This is a genomic window from Levilactobacillus tongjiangensis, from assembly GCF_003946345.1.
GTDB classification, from domain to species: Bacteria; Bacillota; Bacilli; order Lactobacillales; family Lactobacillaceae; genus Levilactobacillus; species Levilactobacillus tongjiangensis.
Genome location: NZ_RHNY01000005.1, coordinates 59,804 through 86,360, shown reverse-complemented (window position 1 = coordinate 86,360; position 26,557 = coordinate 59,804). Strand labels below are relative to the sequence as shown.

General features: G+C 48.5%; 19 protein-coding genes. 16 read left to right on the top strand and 3 right to left on the bottom strand.

Features of this window, described 5'->3' with window-relative positions; all coding sequences use genetic code 11:
- Nucleotides 1-374: 374 nt before the first annotated feature.
- Complete coding sequence (locus tag EKM75_RS03930) at nt 375-1,325, bottom strand: NAD(P)-dependent oxidoreductase (protein WP_125692329.1); 951 nt, start codon at nt 1,323-1,325, stop codon at nt 375-377.
- A gap of 287 nt (nt 1,326-1,612) precedes the next feature.
- Here EKM75_RS03930 and EKM75_RS03925 point away from each other — a divergent pair, with 287 nt between their 5' ends.
- The 4 genes from EKM75_RS03925 (at nt 1,613) to cydC (ending at nt 7,819) form a co-directional block, all read left to right on the top strand.
- Nucleotides 1,613-3,067: a cytochrome ubiquinol oxidase subunit I gene (locus tag EKM75_RS03925; RefSeq protein WP_125692327.1), complete on the top strand. Its 1,455-nt coding sequence runs from the start codon at nt 1,613-1,615 to the stop codon at nt 3,065-3,067.
- Nucleotides 3,060-4,070: a cytochrome d ubiquinol oxidase subunit II gene (cydB, locus tag EKM75_RS03920; protein WP_125682728.1), complete on the top strand. Its 1,011-nt coding sequence runs from the start codon at nt 3,060-3,062 to the stop codon at nt 4,068-4,070. Before EKM75_RS03925 ends, cydB begins: the two co-directional genes overlap by 8 nt.
- Nucleotides 4,071-4,352: 282 nt before the next feature.
- Entirely contained in the window at nt 4,353-6,086 is a 1,734-nt protein-coding gene (cydD, locus tag EKM75_RS03915; RefSeq protein ID WP_125692325.1) for a thiol reductant ABC exporter subunit CydD, read from the top strand.
- Nucleotides 6,083-7,819: a thiol reductant ABC exporter subunit CydC gene (cydC, locus tag EKM75_RS03910; protein WP_125692323.1), complete on the top strand. Its 1,737-nt coding sequence runs from the start codon at nt 6,083-6,085 to the stop codon at nt 7,817-7,819. Before cydD ends, cydC begins: the two co-directional genes overlap by 4 nt.
- Before the next feature lie 1,441 nt (nt 7,820-9,260).
- On the opposite strand, the gene EKM75_RS03905 is transcribed toward cydC, so the two are convergent.
- Nucleotides 9,261-10,238: a polyprenyl synthetase family protein gene (locus EKM75_RS03905; RefSeq protein ID WP_125692320.1), complete on the bottom strand. Its 978-nt coding sequence runs from the start codon at nt 10,236-10,238 to the stop codon at nt 9,261-9,263.
- A gap of 105 nt (nt 10,239-10,343) precedes the next feature.
- Here EKM75_RS03905 and EKM75_RS03900 point away from each other — a divergent pair, with 105 nt between their 5' ends.
- The 11 genes from EKM75_RS03900 (at nt 10,344) to rlmD (ending at nt 25,077) form a co-directional block, all read left to right on the top strand.
- Complete coding sequence (locus EKM75_RS03900) at nt 10,344-11,252, top strand: 1,4-dihydroxy-2-naphthoate polyprenyltransferase (protein ID WP_125692318.1); 909 nt, start codon at nt 10,344-10,346, stop codon at nt 11,250-11,252.
- Between the two features lie 89 nt (nt 11,253-11,341).
- Nucleotides 11,342-11,917: a xanthine phosphoribosyltransferase gene (locus EKM75_RS03895; RefSeq protein WP_125692316.1), complete on the top strand. Its 576-nt coding sequence runs from the start codon at nt 11,342-11,344 to the stop codon at nt 11,915-11,917.
- 106 nt (nt 11,918-12,023) lie between these two features.
- Nucleotides 12,024-13,175, top strand: a complete 1,152-nt coding sequence (locus EKM75_RS03890; RefSeq protein ID WP_225426653.1) for an ATP-grasp domain-containing protein — start codon at nt 12,024-12,026, stop codon at nt 13,173-13,175.
- A gap of 475 nt (nt 13,176-13,650) precedes the next feature.
- Nucleotides 13,651-15,903, top strand: a complete 2,253-nt coding sequence (gene pcrA / locus EKM75_RS03885) for a DNA helicase PcrA (RefSeq protein ID WP_125692314.1) — start codon at nt 13,651-13,653, stop codon at nt 15,901-15,903.
- A gap of 23 nt (nt 15,904-15,926) precedes the next feature.
- A complete protein-coding gene (gene ligA / locus EKM75_RS03880; protein WP_125692312.1) occupies nt 15,927-17,960 on the top strand; it encodes an NAD-dependent DNA ligase LigA in 2,034 nt (677 codons plus the stop codon).
- A gap of 22 nt (nt 17,961-17,982) precedes the next feature.
- The gene (locus tag EKM75_RS03875; RefSeq protein WP_125692310.1) at nt 17,983-19,128 is read left to right on the top strand and encodes a CamS family sex pheromone protein; all 1,146 of its coding nucleotides are present in this window, start codon (nt 17,983-17,985) and stop codon (nt 19,126-19,128) included.
- Between the two features lie 273 nt (nt 19,129-19,401).
- Complete coding sequence (gene gatC / locus EKM75_RS03870; RefSeq protein ID WP_125683656.1) at nt 19,402-19,710, top strand: Asp-tRNA(Asn)/Glu-tRNA(Gln) amidotransferase subunit GatC; 309 nt, start codon at nt 19,402-19,404, stop codon at nt 19,708-19,710.
- A 3-nt stretch (nt 19,711-19,713) separates the two neighbouring features.
- Nucleotides 19,714-21,183 carry an Asp-tRNA(Asn)/Glu-tRNA(Gln) amidotransferase subunit GatA gene (gene gatA, locus EKM75_RS03865; protein WP_125692308.1) on the top strand — a complete coding sequence of 490 codons (1,470 nt, stop codon included), beginning with the start codon at nt 19,714-19,716 and terminating at the stop codon, nt 21,181-21,183.
- A complete protein-coding gene (gene gatB / locus EKM75_RS03860; protein WP_125692306.1) occupies nt 21,183-22,604 on the top strand; it encodes an Asp-tRNA(Asn)/Glu-tRNA(Gln) amidotransferase subunit GatB in 1,422 nt (473 codons plus the stop codon). The genes gatA and gatB overlap by 1 nt, the downstream gene beginning before the upstream one ends.
- A gap of 17 nt (nt 22,605-22,621) precedes the next feature.
- Nucleotides 22,622-23,638, top strand: a complete 1,017-nt coding sequence (locus EKM75_RS03855; protein WP_125692304.1) for a diacylglycerol kinase — start codon at nt 22,622-22,624, stop codon at nt 23,636-23,638.
- A 71-nt stretch (nt 23,639-23,709) separates the two neighbouring features.
- Nucleotides 23,710-25,077 (top strand): 23S rRNA (uracil(1939)-C(5))-methyltransferase RlmD, encoded by a 1,368-nt coding sequence (gene rlmD / locus EKM75_RS03850; protein WP_125692302.1) that lies wholly within the window; start codon nt 23,710-23,712, stop codon nt 25,075-25,077.
- Between the two features lie 422 nt (nt 25,078-25,499).
- On the opposite strand, the gene EKM75_RS03845 is transcribed toward rlmD, so the two are convergent.
- A complete protein-coding gene (locus tag EKM75_RS03845) occupies nt 25,500-25,859 on the bottom strand; it encodes a helix-turn-helix domain-containing protein (protein ID WP_125692300.1) in 360 nt (119 codons plus the stop codon).
- A 163-nt stretch (nt 25,860-26,022) separates the two neighbouring features.
- Between EKM75_RS03845 and EKM75_RS03840 the strand changes: the two genes are divergently transcribed.
- Nucleotides 26,023-26,268, top strand: coding sequence for a helix-turn-helix transcriptional regulator (locus EKM75_RS03840; protein WP_125683669.1), 246 nt, complete (start codon nt 26,023-26,025; stop codon nt 26,266-26,268).
- Nucleotides 26,269-26,557: the final 289 nt, after the last annotated feature.

The following is a 26,557-nucleotide window of genomic DNA, read 5'->3' as shown; positions in this document are numbered from 1 at the left end:
TCTGAGAAGCGGTCCTCCGGCTCGGTTTGAAGCCTGGAAAAACCACCAGTCTTCAAACACGTCCCACGCTGTAAGCCGAAAATCGGCTAACACCGTCGATACAGCTGGCGCCACCTCTGACCACCTCCGGTTAAATGGGTTCTTGGAAACTAAGCTAGCTTAAATACCTACATGACCTCACTGACGCAATATTATTGGAGCGCAACTAGGTAGCCGAGAGTGAGCCAAATTCCCACTATGTTTGCTCCAAGCCGGGGTGTATCAGGCATAGTGGGTGTTTCAGTGCTTTCAATCTTTAGCAGAGATAATTAAAACCCTCGCGACCAAATCGTCGCGGGGGTTTTGCCGTTTAGTTAAATTAAGTTGCTGACCAATTAGTAGCCGCGGCTAGGGTCGGTCAGGTTGACGGTGAGTTTTCCATCTTGTGTCCAACTGGCTAAGTTGTCTTTGAAGTAACCAAAGATGGCCCGAATATTTTCCGCGCCAGCAAAGCCGGTTTGATGGGGCGTAATCAAGACGTTCGGGTAGTCCCACAACTTGGAATCCTTTGGGAGCGGTTCAGTTTCAAAGACATCGAGGCCAGCGTTCAACACCTTTTGGTAGAGTAGGGCGTGCATCAGGGCCTGTTCGTCGACGGATTTACCACGACCAACGTTGACAAAGACCCGGGTGCCATTTAGCTTATCAAAGAAGTCCGTATTGAAGTAGTGGACAGTGCTAGGTGTGGCTGGCATCGCGTTGATAATAATGTCGGCGTCTTTAACAAGGTCCGCGTCATCCTTCATCGCTACAGTTCCTTGGAAACCAGAAACGCCATGGCCCGACCGGTTAACGCCAAATGGGTAATTTCCGAAACCATTTAGCAGTTCAGCGATGTGTTGACCAATGCTTCCGGTCCCGTAGATAACTACTTTTTGGGACGCTAACGTCGCCATTTCACTACGCAGTGGCCGTTGCCAGAAGTGACCGGCTTGGTTCTTGACGGCTTCGTTGAAGTCCCGCAGGAAGTAGAGCAGGTACCCAATCGTTGATTCCGCAATCGCCGCTGAGAAGGCACCACTGGCATTCGTCAATTGGATGTCGTGCGCGGTGATCCAGTCCAAAGGAAGGTAGTCTACCCCGGCACTGACAGTTTGAATCCAGTGCACGTTGTTGTGCGGATCTTGTAAGACGGCGAGGCCGTGTTCCGTGCTCCAACCAAAGACGATGCTGATGTCCCTAGCAGTGTCCCACTGGTCGGCGGGTATGACATCAACCCCCATGCTAGTCAGCTGTTCCGTTTGTTCTGGTGATAAATGTTGAAAGGCAAGTATCCGTTCTTTCATGATCAAAAACCTCCTTAGACGTTCTGCGTCTCCTTTATTTTAGCACGAGTTTGTGCATTTTTTCCTAAAAACCTTATCAGAACGGCAGAAATCGCTTACTTGAGTAGCACACATTAACGAATGTGTTACCAACGTCAACAACCAAGTTGCACACAAATTACTAATATATTCTATTAACTTTATGGAGATTGGCGCCTAACCATTGATAATTGACTTATCACTCGATATAATAGGTTCAGGATAGCAATTATTTATTTATACTAATAACGTTTGGGGAGGTTAGAAAAATGTTAAATCTTGGTCTGGATATCCTAGGCCTAGCTCGATTTCAATTTGGAATGACGACTGTGTTTCACTTCTTCTTCGTTCCATTTTCAATTGGGTTAGCCTTCGTTGTTGCCGTCATGGAAACTATGTACGCCATCAAGGGTGATGAGGATTACAAGAAGATGGCCCAGTTCTGGGGCAAAATGTTCCTGTATAGCTTCGCCGTTGGGGTGGTTACCGGGATCATTCAAGAATTCCAATTCGGGATGAACTGGTCGGAATACTCACGGTTCATGGGCGATATCTTCGGTGCGCCATTGGCCATCGAAGCTCTGGCAGCCTTCTTCATGGAATCCACCTTTATCGGAATGTGGATGTTTACCTGGGATCGCTTCAATAAATGGGTCCACACGCTCTTTATTTGGCTGGTAATGTTCGGGTCTTCACTTTCTGCACTGTGGATTCTGGCAGCCAACAGTTTCATGCAAAACCCACTGGGTTACATCATCAATCAACAAACGGGTCACGTACAAATGGTCAGTTTTGGGGCTGTCCTGAGTAACCCCCAGTTGTGGAGTGAGTTCCCACATGTTATTTTCGGCGCATTTGTTACCGCTTCCTTCGTCATCGCTGGTTGTGCTGCTTGGCGGTTACTCAAGAAGGATCACGTGACATTCTATCGGAAGTCATTGAACGTTGCCTTAGTTATTGGCTTGATCTTCTCGCTGGGTTCAATTGCCAGTGGGGATATCCAAAGTCGTTACTTAATTAACAACCAGCCAATGAAGTTTGCCGCAATGGAAGGGCTCTACAAGGACTCGACCAACAAAGGTGAATGGGCGGCTGTTTCTGGATTTGATACAAAGAACCATAAGACGACTTGGTCAGTTGACGTGCCTTACGTCCTCAACCTGTTGAGCTACCATAAGACAACTGGGACGGTTAAAGGTATGAATACCATTAACAAAGAAATGCACGCGAAGTACGATAAAAAGTACGGTAGCGATATTAATTACTACGTTCCAACGAACACGTTGTTCTGGAGCTTCCGGATTATGTCGGGTGCCGGTGCACTGTTTGCGTTACTAGCAATTGTCGGGCTGTTCTTCAACCGTAAGAAGTCGCAAGCAATTATGAAGCAACGTTGGTTCCTTTACATTATGGGACTGTGCCTGTGGCTGCCATTTATTGTCAACACGGCTGGTTGGTTCATCACTGAATTTGGCCGTTACCCATGGGTTGTTTATGGTCTGTTGACGATTGCCGATGCGGTATCGCCTAATGTCTCCGTTGCGTCGCTGTTGACGTCAAACATCATCTACTTCCTGATGTTTGCTGGGATGGGGGTCGTCATGATCGTCCTCTGCCACCGGACTTTGAAGGCCGGTCCTGACAACGATGAAAATACTGATGGGTACGCAGCCAGTGATACTGACCTGGATCCTTACTCAAAGGGGGCGTTCAACCATGACTAGTCTGCAATTCATCTGGTTTATCTTAATTGGGGTCTTGTTCAGCGGGTTCTTCTTCCTTGATGGATTCGACTTTGGGGTGGGGATGCTCGTCAAGAGTTTCGCCAAAACTGATGCCGAACGTGACGTTGTGATTCGTTCGATTGGACCACACTGGGATGGTAACGAAGTATGGTTGATCACTGCTGGTGGTGCCATGTTTGCCTCATTCCCAATGTGGTATGCAACCCTCTTCTCAGGGTTCTACTTGATTCTATTCCTGATTTTAGCAGCCTTGATTTTCCGGGGTGTTTCCTTTGAGTTCCGGGCCAACATGCGGACGGAAACTTGGCGGAGCTTCTGGGAATGGGCTTCAACGATTGGGAGCTTCTGTGCGGCCTTCCTGTTTGGGATGCTGTTCACTGCGATGATCGCTGGGATGCCAATTGATAAGAACGGGGACATGAGCGCCCATTTCTTCGACTACGTGAACTTGTTCTCCTTAGTCGGCGGGGTTGCCGTAACTGTTCTGTGCCTGGTCCACGGGTTGAACTACATTCGTTTAAAGACGGAAGGTAGCTTACGTGATCGGGCCTTGGCTTGGAACAAAGTCGTTTACCCAATCCTCTTTGCTGGTGAAGTTTTGTTCGCTGTATTGCTATATTTCTCAACTGATTTCTTCGACAAGAAGCCATTGAGTACGACGGCAATCGTCGTTGCGCTGGTAATCTTCACTTGCCTGGCTTACTGGGGGGTATTAGGTAACCACGAGTGGCTTTCATTCATTGGAAGCGGGTTATCGCTAATCAGTGTGGTCGTCTTGATTTTCAATGGTCTGTTCCCACGGGTCATGATTGCCAACAATCCGGCCAACTCGTTACTGATTAAGAACTCATCAAGTTCACCGTACACGCTACATCTGATGACGATTCTCACGTTTAGTATTTTACCAATTGTGTTGATCTACTTTGTTTGGAGCTACTGGGTCTTCTACAAGCGCTTGTCTTCACCAAAGCAGAACGCCTAGGTACCGTGAGTTAAAATTTGAGCTAACAAATCCTCACCGCTTTTCGGAGTGGTGGGGATTTTTATAATTACGGGTAGGGCCGGTTCATTGGTTCTGTCGTGAGCTATCTAATTGGCAAAAACATTTTCGTAAATCAGCAGTTTGGTAGCGCTTAGAAACGGTAAAAATGCTATCATTACAGTATGAGTTATGGGTTATTTTAAGTTAGCAGAGTCCGGTGTTCAGCCGGTTGTGTTAATCAAGGTAATCGCGTTTTATCACTTGTTACGAGGGGGCTTCTTTGTGATTGATCAACGGGTTTTTAAATTTCCAGGTGTAAAACCGGCCGCCCTAATGGTGGGTATCCTAACGCTGATTCAAGCAATTATGATTATTATTCAAGCGCAGTACCTAGCAACGGCCATTGTTCAGCTCTGGAAGCAACAACCGCTGGAAACAATTGTTTTCCCATTAGCGGTGTTTGCTGTGGCCTTTTTAGCTCGGCATTTATTGACACTATTGAAGGATTGGTTGTTCTATCCGTTCGTGGAAAAGACGACCAAAAAATTGCGTAAGCAGTTTATGGCGAAATTGTTCGACCTGGGACCGAGTGTGGTTGCTCAGGAAGGAACGGGGAACGTTGTGACCATGGGGCTTGAAGGAATTGATAAGATTCAGACCTATCTTATGATGATCATTGGCAAGGTCCTGGATTTGTCGATTACGCCGTGGTTAGTATTGATTTACATAGCTTTCATCCAGTGGAAGGAAGCACTTTTCCTACTAGCCATTTATCCATTGATTATCTTATTTATGATTATTCTAGGGCTTGCGGCGCAGACTAAGGCCGACCGGCAGTACGCTGGTTATCAACGACTATCCAATCACTTCGTGGATACGTTGCGGGGCCTGCCAACTCTAAAACAGTTGGGATTAAATGAACAGTACGCGGATAACGTTTATCAGGTGAGTGAAGACTACCGGAAGAAGACGATGGCCACGTTGACGATTGCCATGACGTCGACCTTTGCGCTCGACTTCTTCACGACCCTGTCGATTGCGATTATTGCCGTTTTCCTAGGTTTTGGATTGATGAATAATACCATTCAATTGTTGCCAGCGTTGGTTATTTTGACGTTGGCGCCAGATTATTTTGCGCCGATTCGAAACTTCGCTAACGACTATCACGCGACGTTGAACGGGAAGAATGCGTTGACGGCCGTGTTAGATATCTTGCAACGGGAAACGCCGACCGACCGGGAGCTATTACCGGTTCGTGAGCCCGTTTGGCAAGCAGATGATACCGTTAACTTCAGTCACGTGAACGTGGCTTACGGGGATGATGCGGCAACGTTGAAGGACATTAACTTTGACGTGCACGGTTTTAAAAAGGTCGGCATCATCGGGGCCTCGGGTTCTGGTAAGTCGACGCTGATTAATACCTTAGGAGGCTTTCTTAGCCCAGCTGAGGGCCAAATCAGTGTCCGGGGGACTGCGGTGCCCCATTTAGATCAGAAGGCCTGGCAGCGGAGTTTTGTCTATATTCCACAGGCGCCCTATTTGTTCCACGCGAGTTTGCGGGAGAACCTGGCCTTTTATACGCCGGATGCGAGTGACGAGGCCGTTAATGCGGCGGTTGCGCGGGCCGGCCTGACGGATTGGGTTGCCACGTTGCCAGACGGGTTGGCTACCCAAATTGGTGAAGGTGCTCGCGGCGTCAGTGGGGGACAGGCACAGCGAATTGCACTGGCCCGGGCCTTCTTGGATGATTCGCGGCGGGTATTGTTATTTGACGAACCCACGGCGCACTTGGATATTGAGACGGAAGTTGACTTAAAAAAGACGATGATGCCGGTCTTTAAGGACCACTTGGTTTTCTTTGCGACCCACCGGTTACATTGGATGAACGAAATGGATTACATTTTGGTCATGGATCATGGTCAAATCGTTGAACAAGGAACGCCAGCTGAGCTACAACAATTAAATGGCGCGTACGTACGTTTACGGTCAGAAATGGAAGGGGCGACGACACGATGAAGGGATTCTTTGCAACTTTTAAAAATGATCACTGGGTCATGCCGTACCTGCGCCGTTACCGGAAGCTATTGGCACTGGTTCTATTTCTGGGATTCATGACGTTCTTCTGTGGAGGCGCGTTGATGTTTAACTCAGGCTACCTGATTTCACGGGCGGCGACGCATCCTTACAACATTTTGATGATTTATGTGCCCATCGTTTTGGCCCGGGCTTTCGGGATTGGGCGGCCGGCGTTTCGGTATGCCGAACGGCTAACCAGTCACAACTGGGTCTTACGAATTGTTTCTGACTTTCGGAAGCGACTGTATCAGGCTGTTGAAAAGCAAGCCGTTGCGATTCGGCAAACACACCAAACGGGGGATGTCTTGAGTATTCTAGCTGAAGACATTGATCACATTGAAAATCTCTACCTGCGGACAGTCTTTCCGCTCGTAATTGGGTGGCTGTTGTATCTATTCGTGGTCATTGGTATTGGTTACTTCAACTGGGCCTTTGGACTACTCATGTTGGTGTTGCTGGGCGTCATCGTTTTGGTGATGCCGCTACTTTCCGTTGCGGTCAATGGCCGGCGAGAGTTCCAAGCGCGGCAGGTTCAACGGACCTTCTACACGCAACTGACCGATGCGGTCTTAGGCTTAGGTGACTGGCTCATTTCTGGTCGGCGGGGAGATTTCTTGGAACAGCAGGATCAACCCATCGACGAGATTGCCACGTTGCGGCGGGCAGATCACCATTTCCAGTGGTGGCGTAATTTTGCGATTCAATTCATCTTTGGTGCCGCGGTTATTCTGATTGTTTGGTGGGCGGGCGTCATGTTTACCCATAATCAGTCAGAGGCTAACTGGGTCGCTGCGTTTGGATTAGCCTTATTTCCGACGGTGGAACCCTTCTCTAACATGAGCCAGGGAGTCAGCGAATGGCCCGTCTACCAGGACTCCATCAAACGGGTCAACAGGTTGGATGAGAATGTTCCGGAACAGGTTGCCCAGACGGAAATTGGGACGTTAACAGACCTGACGCTGGATCACGTAAAATTTACCTATCCTGGCGCCGAGCGACAAGTGATCGATGATTTGTCATTGGCGCTCCACCCAGGTGAAAAATTAGCCCTCTTAGGTCCCAGTGGGACTGGTAAGAGTACGTTGCTTAAATTGATTCTGGGCGATGAGCAACCGACCAGTGGCACCATTACCTTGAATGGGGAGCCCATTGAAAAACTGCAGGAACAGCGGGCACAATTGTTTGGCGTTTTAGACCAGCAACCTTACTTGTTTAACACGACGGTGATGAACAACGTGCGACTAGGCAACCTGAATGCCACGGATGAAGAAGTACGTCAGGCAGTCAAAGCCGTGGAACTGGATGACTTAATTTCACGGTTACCATTGGGTTATCAGACCCAGGTGCAAGAGGCCGGTAGTCGGTTCTCCGGTGGGGAACGCCAACGGTTATCGTTGGCTCGCATTCTACTACAGGATGCGCCCATTATTATCTTGGATGAACCCACGGTCAGTTTGGACCCGATCACTGAACAACACTTGCTGGATACGGTGTTCAGCGTTTTGAAAGATAAGACGATTATTTGGGTGACCCACCATCTGGCGGGTATCAACCACGTTGACCAGGTGCGGTTCATTGAAGATGGCCACTTTGATATGCAGGGGACGCCTGCGGACCTCTATCAGAAGAATGCTCGGTTCAGAGCGCTGTATGATTTGGACCGTGGTCGTTAGACAGATTAAATATCATACTTGTATGAATTGGCGCTCCGGCGCAAACTGTGGATGTTTACCGCTAAATGTTTAGAAGATGTCACATTCTAGTTGGTTTTTGATTGCCTTCAGTGGTGTTGGTTCCACGTAGTAGCAAGCATGTAGCGATCCGCAACGCAAATAAACACAAAATTCTAAAAAAACAGCGAGGCTCGCCGGCGTTTCCAAACCGACGATACTCGCTGTTTCTTTTGCTGTCCCGCACAGGACAGCGGATTGGTTAGTATGAATGAATCACCTCAAACTCATCCATACTTTTATGTTACTGAAGCACTGTCGAAAAGACAATTAAATTGCTTAAAAATCGCTTTACACCGCGATTAGTGCTTGCCAGCAACCAGTGGTCGGCTGACTGATTTTAAAGGTGATCTAGTCCGTTGGTCGATTAATTATTGGCTAAATTTTTTCAAAAAAATAGCTCCCAACGGCGATGACCATTAGGAGCAACATGCCAAAGTGAAATGATACTGAACATCGTACCAATGGGTTTTGAAACATGAAGAGTTTGGATACATTAATGAATGGAAGCCTCATGCCAATTGTGGCATAGGAAGATGTGTTTGTGTTTAGTCGTCTATCACTTGAAGAATGAGGTGTCGATCATACTGAAAGGTCAGTGTTGGGAGTTGGAATGTTCAGTATCCTTTCACCGTTATAATAGCGGATGGACCTCAGAAACACTACTAAATGTCTCAACAACAAGATTGGTGGTTTATTTATTTAGCAATTGTTCTATTTGAGCGTGAATTCTTTTGTCGCACGTTACTACCAGATAACTGGGTACACCAAAATAAGCCTAGGTTTTTGTCTAGACATCTAAAAGAAAATGCGGTCCAAAAAATCCCCAGTGGCCGTGGCTGCTAGGGGATTGCTATCGCTAAATAAGTTGTTTGACTAAAGGTTGAAAACACTGAAACACCCAATATGACTGATATAGCAAGAGGCTGAGGTTAGTCAGACATAGTGGAAAGTTGGTGCCTTACCGTTCGCCAAATTTGGACCGGAACGTGGTGGGAAGGGTGGTCTTGCCCCTCGCTTGAAGCTCCCTCGGCTACCTAGTGGTGCGCCAATAATATTACGTAAGTGCTGTCATCCAGGGATTTAAACTAGCTTAGTTTCCAAGAACTCGTTTAACCGGAGGGGGTCAGAGGTGGAGCCAGTTGTGTCGACGGTGTTAGCCGATTTTCGGCTTACAGCGTGGGACGTGTTTGGAGACTGGTGGTTTTCCAGACTTCAAACCGAGCCGGAGGACCGTTTTTCAGGCCGGAGGCGTTCCCCACAGCAGGCGGAATCTCTGACCGCCGCAGGTGGCTGGGTGAGACTAATTTCAAGTGTATAATACCATGCTATTATTCGTTTGATAACAGTTTTCGAACTTTCAATTTTTAGGCTGTTTGACTGATTAGTGATCTCGGCGTAATAACATGGTCGTGAGCTTTTCCAAGTTGGCTTGAGAATCGCCAGCTGGTAATTGTTGAATCAAAGCCAAAGCTTGCGCCGTGTGATCACTGGCTAGGGCTCGGGCAGCATCGACGCCACCGTGTTGGGCGACTAACGTTTGAACCGCGGTGATATCGGCAGCAGTCATGTCGTGTTTTTTCTTTAGCAGACGATGGAAATCACGAGGAGCCTGAGGAATTGCCAAAATTAAAGGTAATGAATAGACACCCGAACGGAGATCCTCTAGGATGGGTTTTCGGGTCTTATTTGGGTCACCAGCGTAATCGAGAATATCATCGAGCATTTGGTAAGCACAGCCAATCTTAATGCCGATTTCCCGGGCGACGCTAGTGACAGAACTTGGGGCCCCAGTGAGCTTGGCCCCTTGGTAACAGCTCAGCGCAAAGAGTTCTGCGGTCTTGCCAGCGACCTCTTCCAGATATTTGGCCACCGTAATATCCTCACGGTAGTTTAAATCCATCTGATGGAGTTCGCCCTGTAGAATCCGGTGCATTGAGTCGATATGACTCTGAACTAAAGTCCGGTCAGCGGTTGACTTAAGGACTTGATTGAAGTAGACGGTAAACATAAAGTCGCCCGCGTAGATGGCGTTACGTTGCCCATACTTCATCTGAATCGTGCGCACGCCACGGCGGGTCGGGGACTCATCAATAACGTCGTCGTGGATCAAAGTTCCGACGTGTAAGATTTCGAGAGCGGCTGCCCCCGCCTGTAACTCAGCAGGGGTGGCAGCGTCACCAAACTGTGAAAATAGGTAAAAATACCCGGGACGCAACAACTTGCCGCCGGATTGTAGCAACGAAAGTATCTTGCTATGAATCGGTTGATTATCCAGTTGTACGGCTTTTAATAAGTAATCTTGTAGCGCATTTAATTGCGGTTCCACTTGTGGGAATTGCCGCCAAAGTTGTCGATCCATACTGCACCTCACTATGTACGCGTTAAATTTTATCTTACCGACTAGTGGAAACGTTGTCAAATAAAGGTTATCATCAATTTAGAAATCGACAACGGGGGGAACGGTATGACACTGGGAATCTTTTTAGAACTAGTTGAAATCAAAGCGAAAATTGCGTCAATTTGGCCTTTTTTATTGGGCATGATCTTTGTACAGGCGAATTACCAACATCTTAATTGGGGAGTGACCGCGCTGTTTTTTATTGCCATGTTGCTTTTCAATATGGCCGTGGACATCAATGATAATTATCAGGACTATACCAAGGCTGGTAATCAGGCGGCTGAGTGGAAGAAACACACGAACATCATCGGGGTACATCGGCTGTCCGTGCGGCGGATATTTCTGCTGATGGCTGGCCTAGCGGTGGTTGCGGGCGTGATTGGACTTTACTTGGTTTGGCGAACTGGTTGGCCCTTACTACTGATGGGCGTTTTCTGCTTTTTGGTGGGGTACGTCTATGCCGGTGGGCCCCGACCACTCTCAGGGACGCCAACTGGCGAGTTTTTTGCGGGATTTACCATGGGCTACATGATTATGTTAATCACTGTTTACTTAAATCTCTATAACACCCCGTATTTTTCCTGGATGCTCATGGGGCGGGTACTCTTAACTTCAGGCATTGCTATTATGGCGATTGCGGCGTTATTGTTGGCTAATAACATTTGTGACGCTCAGGAAGACTTGGCCTTGAACCGGAAGACCATCGTCTACTACCTCGGCGTACGGGGCGCACTATGGTTGTTTGCTGGCTTCTACGTTGTTGGTTACCTGAGCTTGATTGCGAGCGTCTGGTTGGGCGACCTACCAGTTTGGTCATTGTTAGCGCTAATCAGCATCCCACTCGTCGTGAAGAATGTTCGCGGCTTATTTCGGATCCAAGTTAAGAAGGAAACCTTCATCCTAGCCGTCCGCAACCTAGCAATTTTAGCATTGACCACGACTTTGGCCGAGAGCTTGGGCCTGTGGCTGGGTTAAGCATTTCTAAATGTCGGGCTGTCGCGTTGCCATTTTAAGGTCGGTTCAGGTAGAATGGAAGAAACACTTTATGGAGGTCGGGCTACACTATGAAAATCTTAGAAGATCGCATTCGCCGAGATGGCACGGTTTTGGCAGGAAACGTGTTAAAAGTAGACAACTTCCTGAATCATCAAATCGATCCCCAACTGATGGACCAGATAGGTGCTGAATTTGCACACCAGTTTAAGGACGCTGGCATCACAAAAATCTTGACGGTTGAGTCTTCCGGCATTGCCCCCGCCGTTATGGCAGGGCTTCACATGGGCGTTCCAGTAATCTTTGCGCGGAAGCATAAGAGCCTGACACTGACCGATAATTTGTACACGGCAAAGGTGTATTCATATACCAAGCGGGTCAACAATGACATTTCAATCGATCGGCGCTTCTTGGATAAGGAAGACCGCGTGTTGATTGTTGACGACTTCTTAGCCAATGGGCAGGCCGTTCAGGGGCTTTTGGACATCGCCCAGACGGCGCAGATCAAGGTTGCTGGTGTGGGGGTTGTCATTGAGAAACGTTTTCAGAAGGGGCATCAACTGGTTGAAGACGCTGGCATTCAATTAGAGGCTTTGGCCAGTATCGCAGCATTTGAAGATGGCCAGGTGGTCTTTGCCCAGGATTAGCAACGGGTGGCTTGTTTAATTGTTTCGGAGCCATTAAACTGATAGTGAACTGACTCAGTATTTAATAATTAAAAATGAAATTATAGGTAAGAAAGTAGGGAGTAAATTGACGAACACGGTCTTGTATCCTGGAGATACGATTGGGGTGATTGGCGACAGTGCCAACGCCGCCATGTTAGTAACAACGGCTCGTAAAATGGGACTACGCGTAGGCGCATACGGTGCTGATGAAACGAGTGAGGCCTTGCAGCTGGCGGATTTTAAGGCTGTCGGGACTACCAAGGACCAGGATAAGTTACAACACTTTGCGGAGAGTTGTGCTGCCATTGTCTACGACTCTGATCGGGTCAGCACGAATGTTATTAAGTTCTTGGCGCAGTATACGCGAATCCCACAGGGGAGCGATATGCTGGAGATGATGCAAGACCGGTTACTAGAGCGGGCCTTCTTCGAACAGCTCAACGTCAATATTGCCCCGTACGCGACCATTATTAACTTGGATGATGTTTATCAATCCATCAACTCCATTGGGTACCCATGTGTGTTGAAACCCATCCAAAAGGAATGGTCACGTGGCCGGGAACTTGTCATCAAAACGCAGACAGATATTGCCAAAGCAGCGGGATTGTTGGATTGGGGCACCTATATTTTGGAATCCCAAATCGCATACGACCGTGAGTATTCCATCATGGTGGCGCGTGATCAAGCTGGTAACCAGCAGGCGTTCCCGATCACTGAGGTCCAATCTGATGGCGACCGGACGTCCAAGACGTGGATGCCAGCGCAAGTTGACCAAGCGGTTGCAAGTGAAATTCATCGTATTGCCGGTGAAGTTGCTAAGAACGTGAACTACGTAGGGGTCTTTGAAGTCTCCTTCTACCTGACTAACAGTGGCGCCATTTACGTGAAAAAGATTGTACCAGCACCAAGTGATGCCGGGTACGTCTTCGAGGTTTCAGCCACGGTCAATGAGTTCAGCCAACACCTGCGGGCAATCGCTGGTTTACCGTTGGCGGAACCACAAGTTTTGACACCAGCAGTGACGGTTGCTTTTACGGCCGCTCAGTTGTCTGCGGTTCGGACGCAGTGGCAGTTGAAGCCTAACTGGCACTTTACGTTCTACCACTTGCGTCACCAAGAAGACGATGACGTGATGGGGCACATTGCTGTTCAGGGCAGTGCCGTTAAATTAATTTTAGATCAACTCGATGATACGGGAATTTGGACGGCGGCCGATGATACGCCGACGCAAGCATAGTTTCCCACGAGAGAGTGAGACAAAGGGCGGTTAGTGCTCATTGATTGCCTGTTGTCGCACGTTTCGACTAATTACCTTCGGAGCACAAAAAGGGTTTGAGACGTTTGTCCCAAACCTTTTTTATTTGGTTGGTGTTCGCTGCCTGCGGTTACACAGATGTGAAAATTACAATTCATATGTGGCATGAGTTGTGAGAGTGACTGAGCTCAATTGCGTGACATATCAGGTTGCTAGTCGCGTAGCAGAGTAGTTGAAAGTTGAAATAATGTTAATGAAGCCATCTCAAGAACTGTTTCCGGCAGAAATGACAGGTGTTAGAAGTGGTTAAGTCACCGGTTATTTGCGCTGGATGACAAGTTGAATTATCTCGGCTACCAAGGTAAATAAATTTGAAAGAATCGGCCCGACAACCAGCGGAACGTATGTTTTTTTGGTATACTATTCAAGACTAATTACAGAGAGGATTGTGTTCACGGTGGCAGGAGAAGAATTGTTAACTGGCATGAACGATAAGCAAACGGAGGCCGTCCTTCAAACGGAGGGACCACTGTTAGTATTGGCGGGTGCCGGTAGTGGAAAGACCCGGGTCTTAACGCACCGGGTAGCTTACTTGATTGAACACGAAAATGTGATGCCGTGGCGGATCTTGGCCATTACCTTTACCAACAAGGCAGCCAAGGAAATGCGTGAACGGGTCATCAAGCTGTTGGGACCTGACGGCAGTGACGTGTGGGTTTCCACGTTCCATGCGTTATGTGTCCGAATCTTACGGCGAGATGCTGATAAATTGGGCTATAACCGAGCTTTCACCATTGCCGATACGGGTGAGCAACGGACGCTGATCAAGCGGGTTTTACAACAACTCAATTTAGACGTTAAGAAGTTTGACCCCCGTTCGGTCTTAGGAGCCATTTCCAACGCTAAGAACGCGCTTCAGACACCAGCAATGATGCGGGAAGCTGCTGGCAATCCGTTTGAAGAAACGGTGTCGAACGTTTATGAAAATTATCAACGGGAGCTTCAGGCGAACCAAGCGATGGACTTTGACGATTTGATCATGCTGACTATCAAACTGTTTAAGCAGGACCAAGAAGTTTTAGGCTACTACCAGGATAAATTCCGTTACATTCACGTTGATGAATATCAAGATACCAATGATGCTCAGTACATGTTGGTCAACATGTTAGCCAAAAAGCACGGTAACCTTTGTGTGGTTGGGGATGGTGACCAGAGTATTTATGGTTGGCGGGGCGCCAACATGGAAAATATCTTGAATTTTGAGCACGATTATCCAGATGCTCACGTGACATTACTGGAACAAAATTACCGTTCAACCAAGACGATTTTGCAGGCGGCTAACGATGTGATCCAACAAAATGTGAACCGGAAGAAAAAAGATCTATGGACGGAGAATCCTGAAGGGGATAAGATTTCGTATTATCGGGGTCAAAATGAAAACGATGAGGCCCATTATGTGGTGGCTAAGATTCAGGAGGAACGCGAACAAAACCATCATGATTACGGGGATTTTGCAATCCTATATCGGACCAACGCGCAGTCTCGGGTCATTGAAGAAACCTTGGTCAAGGCCAACATTCCTTATACTATGGTCGGGGGGCACAAGTTCTATGATCGTAAGGAAATTCGGGACGTTTTGGCTTACCTGACGCTAATTGCCAATCCAGCTGATTCCATGAGTTTGGAACGGATTATCAACGAACCTAAGCGGGGAATTGGGGCAACTAGTCTTGAAAAGTTACGAGACTTTGCGGAAATGAACGACTGGACCGAGTTAGAAGCTACGCGTAACGTCAGCCTGGCCAATAATCTCGGTGCGCGCATTCGTAATGCCATGGAGAAATTTGGGCTGACTATCAAAGCGATTCAAGATGATGCGGCGACTATGAGTGTGTCCGACATCACTAACGCTATTTTGGACCAGACGGGGTATATGGCGGCCTTAAAGGCTTCGAAGAACTTGGAAGCTGAGACGCGTATCGAAAACATCGAGGAATTTCTGTCCGTGACGCAAAAATTTGATGCGGATTGGGATCAGGCTGATCACGATGAAGATGAAGAGCGGTTGGTTGAATTCCTCGCTGATTTGGCCCTGGTATCCGCTCAGGACGATGTTGAGGAAGAACCTGCTGAAGTTACCCTGATGACGCTTCATGCGGCTAAGGGACTCGAATTTCCCGTTATTTTCTTAATGGGGTTGGAAGAAGGAATCTTCCCGTTATCACGGGCATTGTTAGAGGACGACGAACTGGAAGAAGAACGGCGGCTGGCGTACGTGGGAATCACGCGGGCTCAGAAGAAGCTCTATCTGACCAACGCTTACTCACGGATGTTGTATGGTCGGCGGCAAAACAACCCGCAGTCCCGTTTTATTACGGAAATTGCGCCAGAACTGCTGCACTTGGACTACAGCGAAACCAAGTCAGGACTCGCGCCGAGCCGGCAAGATGTGCCATTTGCGCGACGGACGGCTAGTGCCGTTGCTACCCCTTATCACGGGAAGACCGGTCGGGTCAGTGAACCGGCCGGTACCGGTGCGGGTAAGCTCAGCTGGTCCGTTGGCGACAAGGCAAGCCACAAGAAGTGGGGCATTGGGACCGTGGTTAAAGTTAACGGTACCGGTGAAGATGCCGAACTTGACATCGCCTTTCCAGAACAAGGTGTGAAGCGGCTATTAGCAGCGTTTGCACCAATCAAACGAGTTGAATAATAAGTTAACGTGGGAGGATTAAGATGACTGATAAGCCCATTAATACCTTAACTGAAGAGCAGGCTGCCGCTGAAGCAGCTGAGTTACGGCCACAACTGATCAAGTGGGGCCAACAGTATTACAGCGCCGATGCACCGACCGTAGAAGATGATGTTTATGACCGGGTGTACGCGCGGTTAGTTGCTTTGGAAACGGCTTTTCCTAAAATTGTAACGCCGGAGTCGCCGACACAAAACGTTGGTGGCACCACGCGGGGGGACTTACCCAAAGTCACGCATGATATTCCCATGCTGTCATTGGGGGATGTCTTCTCCATTGATGAGCTGAAAGAATTTGACGAACGCCTTCGTGGCAACGTCGATGAGGATTTTGACTATAACTGTGAATTAAAGATCGATGGGTTAGCCATTTCCTTACGCTATGAGAATGGTGAATTTGTCCAAGGGTCCACGCGAGGGAACGGCCAGATTGGTGAGGACATTACTGCCAATCTGAAGACCATTCCGTCGATTCCACAAACGTTGAGTCGCCCCCTGACGATTGATGTTCGTGGGGAGTGTTATATGCCTAAGGCGGCTTTTCTGGCGCTTAACGAGCGACGTGAAGCGGCCGGTAAGGCGCCATTCGCCAATCCACGTAACGCTGCTGCTGGGAGCTTACGCCAGTTAGATACGCAAGTCACTGCAGACCGGCAGTTAGCGACGTTCATGTACAACATTGCTGACTATGAACCGTTAAATACGCGGACTCAGAGTGGGTTACTAGACGAGTTAGCGGAGTTAGGCTTTACCACCAATGCAACTTACCAGGTCGCCCACAATATGACTGAGGTGGCGGCGTTCATCGAGGCGTATCAGGAACAACGTTCTGATTTGGCCTATGGTATTGACGGTATCGTAATCAAAGCCAACTCATTACCCCTACAACGGGAGCTGGGGGCGACGGTCAAGGTTCCGCGGTGGGCCATTGCTTTTAAATTTCCCCCAGAAGAGGTCCAAACTAAAATTTTGGACATTGAGTGGACGGTTGGCCGGACAGGTATCGTGACACCAACTGCAGTCATGGAACCCGTTCCTTTGGCCGGAAGTACGGTGGCTCGGGCTTCCCTACACAATCCAGATTATTTGGAAGCTAAGGACATTCGCTTGGGCGATACGGTTTTACTGCACAAAGCGGGTGACATTATTCCAGAGATTTCCCAATTTGTGGCGGCTAAACGTCCGGCGGATGCAAAACCGTACCCAATTCCGACGCATTGTCCGTCCTGTGGGGCAGAACTAGTTCACTTGGATGAGGAAGTGGCGTTGCGGTGCATCAATCCGCGGTGTCCAGCACAATTGGCAGAGGGTATGAATCACTTTGCTTCTCGAAATGCCATGAACATTGCTGGCTTGGGTCCCCAGATTGTCAGTCAATTATTTGATCGCAATTTAGTCGACGATGTGGCCAGTCTTTACCGACTGACGGCCGACCAATTATTAACTTTAGATAAATTTGGGGAGAAGTCCGCCCAAAACCTCTTGACAGCCATTGATAATAGTCGCAATAATTCATTAGAGCGATTGCTATTTGGTTTGGGAATTCGTCACGTGGGGGCTAAGGCCGCGCGGTCGATTGCCGCCGAGTTTGGTGACATGGCTCATGTGCAAGCCGCTGATAGTGAAGCGATTTCCGCCATCGACACGGTGGGGGAGACGATTGCGGACAGCGTCGTGACCTATTTCTCAAGTGATCAAGTACAACAATTGATTCAAGAGTTGGGGGCCGTGGGAGTCAATTTGACCTATACCAGTGGCCCAACAACCCCAGTAGCAAGTGATAGTGAGTTTGCGGACAAACGGGTCGTCTTGACCGGTAAGCTTCAGGAGTTAACCCGACCGGAAGCCACTGAGTGGTTGGAGCGGCAGGGTGCCAAGGTCACAGGGAGTGTCTCCAAGAAGACCGACCTCTTGATTGCGGGAGAAGCTGCTGGTAGCAAGCTAACCAAGGCACAGTCGTTGGACGTTCCAATTTGGAACGAAGCCCAACTTCGCGCTGCCATGGACGAAACGAAATGATGACTTTAGGAGGAAACAAGTCGTGAAACGGTTACGAACATTTATTGCATTGGCGGCAGTGCCATTATTTTTAGCCGCGTGTGGTAATTTAAGTAGTTCTAGTATGTCGGGAACTTCCGGAGGTAGTAAGTCCGGTGGCACTCAACTGACGGGGCAAAGCAATGATGGGGATTACGAAGGGGTCATTAAGAGTGGCCACTATCAGACGAGTAAGTCGCGAGGGGTGACGAACAGTCAAGACTCCGGGAATACTTACAACCTGAAGAGCTTTGAAAACGGGATGTTGACGGTCTCAAAGAAGATCTTCTCAACCAAGAAATACGTCTTTGAAGAAGGCCAACACCTAAGCACCTCGACCGTTCAGAATTGGCTGGATCGGCAGTCAAAGTCGAACACCACGGGCTTGAACCCTAAGAGTAATGGGTCGACTTCAGCCACCAAGCGGAATCCTATCTACATTCAGGCGCTTGAGGAACAAGATTACATGACGCAAAAGAATAACAAACTGACGTTAAGCGGGATGACCATTGGGATTGCCGTGAACTCGGTTGATTACTACAAGAAGACCCAGTACGGGGCCACGTTTGAGACGAAGATCACCAAGGCTGAAGGTGAGGCTTATGCCAAGAAGGCGGCGGATACGGTTCTAGCGCGGATGCGTAAGAAGTCGGGCTTAAAGAATATTCCAATCGTAATTGCCATCTACCGTCAGGCTTCCAACGATAGCCTGGTTGGTGGGAACTTCATTGCCTACTCTGAAAACAAGGCTGGCACCGCCAAGGTCAACAAGTGGAACGCGTTGGGCGAGAAGAGTGTGACCTTCCCCGTTCAAAGTGGTTCTAGCAGTCCGAACAGCAACGATGCAAGTTCGTTCTCCAACTTTAAGAGTGAGGTTGAAAACTTCTTCCCCAACTTGAGCGGTGTTACTGCTCAGGCACACTACAGTGGGAACACGTTGACTGGAATGCACGTCAATATTACGACGCAATTCTACAGTCAAACGGAAATCATCAGCTTCACGCAGTACTTGCAGACCACGGCACAGAAGTATCTGCCATCGAGTGTACCAATCGACATCACGGTTTCTTCCACCGATGGGGTTCAAAGCTTCTTGAACCGGGCCAGTGGTGAAAAGAAATTTAGTAGTCATGTATTTAACAGTTATTAAACTTTAGGAAAGCAGAAGCGAGTGCTTTTATTTGCTAAAGAGGGAGTCGGGGGCGTTTGTCCCAGGCTCCTTTTCTGTTCTAAATAGCTAGTCAGTTCATGAAAAGAGAAAGTAGTGCAAGTCGTTACCACGCGAGGACTAAAATGCTGGTAGCTTATTTTGTCAGAATCTTTGGCCTGACACGGATATATGGTAAAATGACAATGTATGTTTATTCTGCAATACGTGTGGAATAAATCGAGAATCGCGGATAAATCAGAAAGAGGGATATTGATGGCTAATCGAATTAATCGAGAACAAGTTCAACACGTTGCCGGTCTGGCAAAACTTGAATTTACGGATGCCCAGTTGGACGCCTTTACGCCCCAACTTGACGACATTATTGGCCTGTTTGAAACGCTGAGTGAAGTGGATACGGAGGGCGTTGAAGCAACTAGCAGCGTTTCTGATCAACTGAACGTCATGCGTGAAGACGTAGCGGATAACTGGGGTCAGAGTCAAGCATTACTGAAGAACGCTCCGGATGCCGCACGTGGCTTTATTAAAGTGCCGGCCATCATTGATGAAAGCGAGGACAACTAACAGATGAATTATTTCAAAACAGATCTCGCCAGTCTCCACGCCGACTTGGTGGCCAAGAAGATCAGTTCTAAGGAATTGACCCAAGCCACTTTCGACAACATTAAGGCAACCGACCCTAAGGTCGATGCCTTCTTAAATCTTAACGAAGAAGCTGCCCTCAAACAGGCGGCTGAAATTGATGCCCAAGGGATTTCCGCTGACCAACCGTTAGCTGGGATTCCAGTGGCTTTAAAGGACAACATTGTCACCAAGGGTATGAAGACGACGGCTGCTTCTAAAATGTTGGCAGACTTTACGCCAGTCTACGATGCTACGGTGACTGAAAAATTGGCCCAAGCACAGATGATCACGGTTGGGAAGACCAACATGGATGAGTTTGCCATGGGTGGTTCAACCGAAAATTCTGCGTTCAAGACGACTAAGAATGCTTGGGACCAAACTAAGGTCCCTGGCGGATCTTCAGGTGGTTCCGCTACTGCCGTTGCCTCTGGTCAAGTTCCCGCAGCTTTGGGGTCCGATACCGGTGGTTCTATTCGGCAACCGGCTTCCTTTAACGGTATCGTTGGGATCAAGCCAACGTACGGCCGGGTTTCTCGGTGGGGCCTGATTGCCTTTGGGTCTAGCTTGGATCAAATCGGTCCGTTGACTCACGGCGTGAAGGATAACGCCTCAGTATTGAGCGCAATTTCTGGTCACGATGACCATGACTTAACGAGTTCAACGCAGGCCGTCCCTGACTTTGCTGCTGAATTGAATGAAGCAACTAGCGTTAAAGGCATGCGTATTGGGCTGCCTAAGGAATTCTTGGCTGAAGGGGTCAGTGACGACGTTAAGGCGGCCATTTTAGCCGCTGCCGACACTTACCGGAAGCTGGGTGCCACGGTGGATGAGGTTTCCTTGCCACACAACAAGTACGGGGTTGCAGCTTACTACATCATCGCGTCCTCCGAAGCCTCATCTAACCTGCAACGATTCGATGGGATTCGCTACGGTTACCGGGCACAGGACGTACAGAATTTGGAAGATGTTTACGTAAAATCTCGTTCTGAAGGATTCGGCGACGAAGTTAAACGGCGGATCATGTTAGGGACGTTCTCCTTATCTGCTGGATTCTATGACGCTTACTTCTTGAAGGCTGCCAAGGTTCGGACCGTTATCATGAATGATTTCAAGGCCGTTTTAAAGGACCACGACTTCATCATGGGCCCAGTTGCTCCAACACCTGCCTTTGGTATCGGTGCTGAAATTAAGGATCCACTGACCATGTACATGAACGATGTCTTGACGATTCCAGTGAACTTAGCTGGGTTACCAGGGTTATCATTGCCAGCTGGGTTCAGTAACAATCTACCAGTCGGCATGCAACTGATTGGCCGGCCATTTGACGAAAGCACTTTGTACAAAGCAGGGTACGCCTTCGAACAGAACACTGACTTTCATTTACAAGTACCCACGTTAGGAGGCCAAAACTAATGAACTTTGAAACAACCATTGGACTAGAAGTCCACGTGGAGTTGAAGACGCATTCGAAGATCTTTAGCCCATCACCCGTTGAATTCGGGGTCGACCCTAACGCCAACACCAACGTTATCGATTGGGGATACCCTGGGGTTTTGCCAACGACCAACAAGGGCGTTGTTGCCGACGGTATTATTGCCGCTCTGGCGTTACACGCTGATGTTGAACAACACACACACTTTGACCGGAAGAACTACTTCTATCCCGATAATCCTAAGGCTTACCAAATCACGCAGGCTGACAAGCCCATCGCCCATGACGGCTGGGTGGAAGTCGACGTTGACGGTGTGAAGAAGAAAATCGGTATCGAAGAAATGCATATTGAAGAAGATGCCGGGAAGAACACACATGAACGCGATTACTCCTACGTCGATTTGAACCGGCAAGGGACGCCGCTGATTGAAATCGTATCTAAGCCAGACATTGCTTCACCTGCTGAAGCGTATGCCTACCTGGAAGCTCTGCGTCAACGAATTCAATTTACTGGGATCTCTGATGTGAAGATGGAAGAAGGCTCCATGCGGGTCGACGTTAACATCTCCGTTCGTCCCGTAGGCCAAAAGAAGTTTGGGACCAAGACCGAGTTAAAGAACTTGAACTCCTTCAACTACGTGCAACGTGGGTTGGAATACGAGGAAAAGCGCCAACAACAAGTCCTGATGTCCGGTGGCTCTGTCCGTCAAGAAACGCGGCGGTTTGATGAAAAGACCGGCGAAACGATTCTGATGCGGGTTAAGGAAGGCTCAGATGATTACCGTTACTTCCCAGAACCAGACTTACCAGCCTTAAACATCAGTGACGACTGGATCAAGGAACTCGGCGATGCTATGCCAGAAATGCCTACCAAGCGGCGTGAACGTTACGTGAACGACCTTGGGTTGACGGATTACGACGCCATGGTTATCACGCAGACCAAGGAAATGTCTGACTTCTTTGACGCGACGGTCGCACTGAAGGCTGATTCTAAGATGGCAGCCAACTACCTGCAAGGGGACGTTAACGCCTACTTGAACGACAACCACGTGGACTTACAAGCCACAAAATTAACGCCTGCTAACTTGGCTGGAATGATCAACCTGGTTTCTGACGGGACGATTTCTAGCAAGATGGCCAAGAAGGTCTTCAAGGCCATCACAAATGGTGAAGAACCTAAGGCTTACGTGGAAGCGCACGGATTAGTTCAACTGTCAGACCCAGCTAAGCTGCAACCAATTATCGACGATGTTTTGCAAGCTAATCCGCAATCCATCGAAGACTTCAACAATGGGAAAAAGCGGGCCGTTGGTTTCTTGGTTGGTCAAATCATGAAGCAGACACACGGACAAGCTAACCCGCAAGTTGTCAATAAATTATTGATGACTGCATTAAAGCACTAGGACAATGGAGGCACATCATGCGTAAACGGGCACGGGTCATTTATAATCCAACTTCAGGACGCGAAGCGTTGAAGAAGGACTTGATCGATATTCTAGCGGTGTTCGAGCAGGCGGGGTACGAGACGAGTGCCTACGCCACGACACCGGCTCCCAATTCTGCTCAAAATGAGGCGACACGGGCTGCTAAGGCCGGCTTCGAACTCATCGTGGCTGCTGGGGGCGACGGCACCATTAACCAAGTTGTTAACGGAATTGCCGGCCTACCGCATCGGCCAAAGATGGCGATCATTCCTGCCGGGACCACGAATGATTATGCCCGGGCACTTCACATTCCCCGTGAAGACCCGTTGGCGGCGGCCAAGGTGGTTCTGAAGGATCAGACCATCAAGATGGATATTGGGGAAGCTGGATCGACGTACTTCATCAACATTGCTGGTGGGGGACTTCTGACTGAGCTAACCTATGACGTTCCGTCTAACTTGAAATCAATTTTTGGTTACTTGGCTTACCTGATGAAGGGGGCCGAGTTGCTGCCACGCATCAAACCCATTGATATGGATCTGACGTACGATGATGGTCACTTCCGGGGGAAGGCGTCAATGTTCTTGTTGGCCCTGACCAACTCAATCGGGGGCTTTGAGCAAATTGTGCCCGATGCAGCGTTGGATGATGGGAAATTCACCATGATCATTGTCAAGACGGCCAGCATGCCCGAGATTTTACGGTTGATGGGCTTGGTCCTTAACGGGGGTAAGCACATTAATGATTCCCATATCATTTACAAGAAGACCAGCAAGGTGATTGCCCGGCCGGTAGACGACCGAATGATGATCAATCTGGATGGGGAATATGGTGGTGATGCACCGATGAAGTTCCGGAACCTGCGGCAACACATTGAAATGTACGCCAACCTAGATGCTATTCCAGATTCTGCAGTGACTCATGAAACTGAAGAATTCTTGGAAGCTGAGCAGAATTTCGTGAAACAGGTTGAAGAATTACCTGAGATAGCGGATAATGCAAAGGAAGATTAAGAAACTGGAGGGATTTTGCGCGAACTGATTTCGGCAAAATCCCTTTCTCATTAAAGGAAATTGAGGTAGTTATGAAAATTAAAGCACCAGTAACAAAGAATGACCGCATTGACGTTACCATTACCGACCTGACTTATCAGGGGATGGGTGTGGCCAAAGTCGATGACTTTCCACTGTTCATCGAAAACGCCTTACCAGGAGAAAAGATCACGATCTTAGTAACCAAGGTCGCTAAGAGCTACGGGTTTGCCCGGGCCCTTTCATGGCAGAGCGAATCTGCTGACCGGGTTACAGACGTTGACAAGACGTACCGTCAGACTGGAATTGCGCCATTACAACACTTGGCTTACCCAGCCCAATTAAAGTTCAAGCAACATCAAATTGCAGAACTCTTTAAGAAGAATCATCAGGAAGTTGAAGTTGCGCCAACGCTGGGGATGGACAATCCGACGCAGTACCGGAACAAGGCACAAGTTCCCGTGCGGATGATCAAAGGTCAACTGGAAACCGGGTTTTACCGGCAGCACAGTCACGACCTCATTCCATTAACGGATTTCTACATTCAGGATCCCGCTATCGATGAAGCCATCATTAAGGTCCGTGACTTACTTCGTCAGTTTGAAATTCCTGCCTACAATGAAATCAGTGACAAGGGTGTTATCCGGAACATCATGGTACGTCGGGGCTATTACAGTCATGAAATGATGATTGTCCTGATCAGTCGTACCCAAAAGCTGCCTAGTCAGGCGCAATTGGTCGACCAAATCCAAAAGGCTTTGCCTGAGGTCAAGAGTATTGTCTTAAACGTGAACGCCAAGAAGACGAACGTGATCATGGGTAACGTGACCCGGACGTTGTACGGTAAGCCAACGATTGAAGATACCTTGATGGGCTTAACGTTTGCCATTTCGGCGCGTTCCTTCTATCAGGTCAATCCTCAACAGACTGAAAAGCTGTACCAAATGGCTATTGATAAGGCTGGCCTGACTGGCGAAGAGACTGTCATCGATGCTTACTGTGGTATCGGGACGATTTCCTTGGCCTTGGCTAAGCATGCTAAGCAGGTGCTGGGTGTCGATGTGGTTGCCGAAGCGATTGAAGACGCTAAGGTCAACGCCCAAAAGAATCACTTGGCCAACGTTACCTTTGCTGTGGCTAAGGCAGAAACGCAAATGGCCCAATGGCAAGAGGATGGCGTGAAGCCTGACGTTGTCGTTGTTGACCCACCACGTAAAGGCCTGGCCGAAAGCTTGATTGATTCCACCGCTGAGATGGGACCTAAGAAGGTTGTCTACGTGAGCTGTAACCCAGCCACGTTGGTCCGCGATGTGGCACGGTTCGAGGAACTAGGTTACGCTATTGACGGCCCAATCCAACCAGTTGACCAATTCCCACAAACGCCACACGTTGAAAGTGTTACGGTTTTAGTAAAGAAATAGGTTAGTTCACTGGCGAGAGTGAGACAGAAGGCGGTTAGCCAATGAGCATTAACGTCGATAGACGAAAAATCCCGATTTTGGATAGTTTGTTTATCGGGCTAAGCGGAGTTGACTGCCTTTTGGCGCACGTTTCGACCATATATGTTCAGAGTGCAAAATGGGTCTGGGACTTTTGTCCCAGACCCATTTTTTCTTACCCATTGGCTGGGTGAGTACGGCCGCAGTTAATTTGGTTGCTGACCTGACCGCGTAGGATGCGTTTTAAGTGCTGTCCTTAGAGCTTAAAGGCGAGTCGAAAGCCCGTTCTTTGGCAGTAAACTTTCCCTACAGCGGGCCACCTCGACAGCCATGACCGGATGCTGCAACCCAATTCTAATTTTAGTAAAAAACCTGTACACATCGCTTGCTGATGCGTACAGGTTTTACTGGCGTTGCGTATTTTGCTCAATTAACTGAGCCTGAGCGAATTTGAGAACGGAAGCTTGTCGTTCTGTTGAAAGCTGAACGAAAACGGTTTGAAAACAGGCGTCGCTATGTAGGAAGGCGTCGTTGAAACGCGGGTCGATTGCGGATTTGTTGCAGTCGAGGGCGTCAGCAATGCGCTGCACGTTTCCGGGGCTAGGGGTGGAGCGCTGGGCAAAATAACCTGAAAGCGTGGAGGTTGGAATACCCGTCTTGGTGGCCAGGTCGTTTTGCGTCATTCCTTGGCTGACCTGCTTTAAGTTCTGCGCGATGATTTGGCGAAGACTTCTCTCAAATGTCGTTAATTTGTGACGGGGCACCGCAGTCACTCCTTAGTAAAATTTCTTAGTAAAAACCTTTCATTCGTCATTATAACGAATAAGTTGTCCACAATCAAACAAAAGTATTGGGTGTACCATTTGGCAATTGACAAAACGAATAAAACCATTTATGATGTGAAAGTGTTTCTAAGGAGGGTGCGTGATGGAGAACCTACAAATCACACTAGAAGCCGCCCGTCATAACGCTGGTTACTCTCAGAAAGAGGCTGCGGCACAGCTGGGAGTTCACTACCAAACCTTAGCCGCCTGGGAACGAGACAGCTCGAACATGGGGATTACCACCATTGATCGTTTGTCCGATCTGTATCAGATTCCTAAGGATTACCTTTTTTTTGGAAACAAAAACGATTTTATTCGTTCTTTGCGCCAGCGCGCGGCCAAGAAGTAAGGCGACACTTCCGTGGGGGAGTACCGGGCTGGTCCGGTAAATAAAAACAGAAGAAGTTAACCAATCGTCTGAGACTGATCTCAGACGATTTTTTCTTGCTTGGATTTTTCAGGTGGTAATAGTTTAAGGGGACAAAGTTAGAACCGCTTAGTTGGACTGTTCAAGGTCGTCAGGGTGATCCAGGGTAAAGTTATAGGGAAAGGTCTAACCCGGCCTCTTAGCGGGAATGTGGTGTGTTAATGAGAGCTTTATGGTAATGACTGACTACTCGAGCAGACCAGATATAAAA

Coding starts and splice junctions, on each gene's coding strand:
- cydB (WP_125682728.1), top strand. CDS start 3,060: ATGACTAGTCTGCAATTCATCTGGTTTATCTTAATTGGGGTCTTGTTC.
- gatC (WP_125683656.1), top strand. CDS start 19,402: ATGGCTAATCGAATTAATCGAGAACAAGTTCAACACGTTGCCGGTCTG.
- EKM75_RS03895 (WP_125692316.1), top strand. CDS start 11,342: ATGAAAATCTTAGAAGATCGCATTCGCCGAGATGGCACGGTTTTGGCA.
- gatB (WP_125692306.1), top strand. CDS start 21,183: ATGAACTTTGAAACAACCATTGGACTAGAAGTCCACGTGGAGTTGAAG.
- rlmD (WP_125692302.1), top strand. CDS start 23,710: ATGAAAATTAAAGCACCAGTAACAAAGAATGACCGCATTGACGTTACC.
- gatA (WP_125692308.1), top strand. CDS start 19,714: ATGAATTATTTCAAAACAGATCTCGCCAGTCTCCACGCCGACTTGGTG.
- EKM75_RS03900 (WP_125692318.1), top strand. CDS start 10,344: ATGACACTGGGAATCTTTTTAGAACTAGTTGAAATCAAAGCGAAAATT.
- cydC (WP_125692323.1), top strand. CDS start 6,083: ATGAAGGGATTCTTTGCAACTTTTAAAAATGATCACTGGGTCATGCCG.
- EKM75_RS03930 (WP_125692329.1), bottom strand. CDS start 1,325: ATGAAAGAACGGATACTTGCCTTTCAACATTTATCACCAGAACAAACG.
- EKM75_RS03905 (WP_125692320.1), bottom strand. CDS start 10,238: ATGGATCGACAACTTTGGCGGCAATTCCCACAAGTGGAACCGCAATTA.
- ligA (WP_125692312.1), top strand. CDS start 15,927: ATGACTGATAAGCCCATTAATACCTTAACTGAAGAGCAGGCTGCCGCT.
- EKM75_RS03840 (WP_125683669.1), top strand. CDS start 26,023: ATGGAGAACCTACAAATCACACTAGAAGCCGCCCGTCATAACGCTGGT.
- EKM75_RS03855 (WP_125692304.1), top strand. CDS start 22,622: ATGCGTAAACGGGCACGGGTCATTTATAATCCAACTTCAGGACGCGAA.
- EKM75_RS03925 (WP_125692327.1), top strand. CDS start 1,613: ATGTTAAATCTTGGTCTGGATATCCTAGGCCTAGCTCGATTTCAATTT.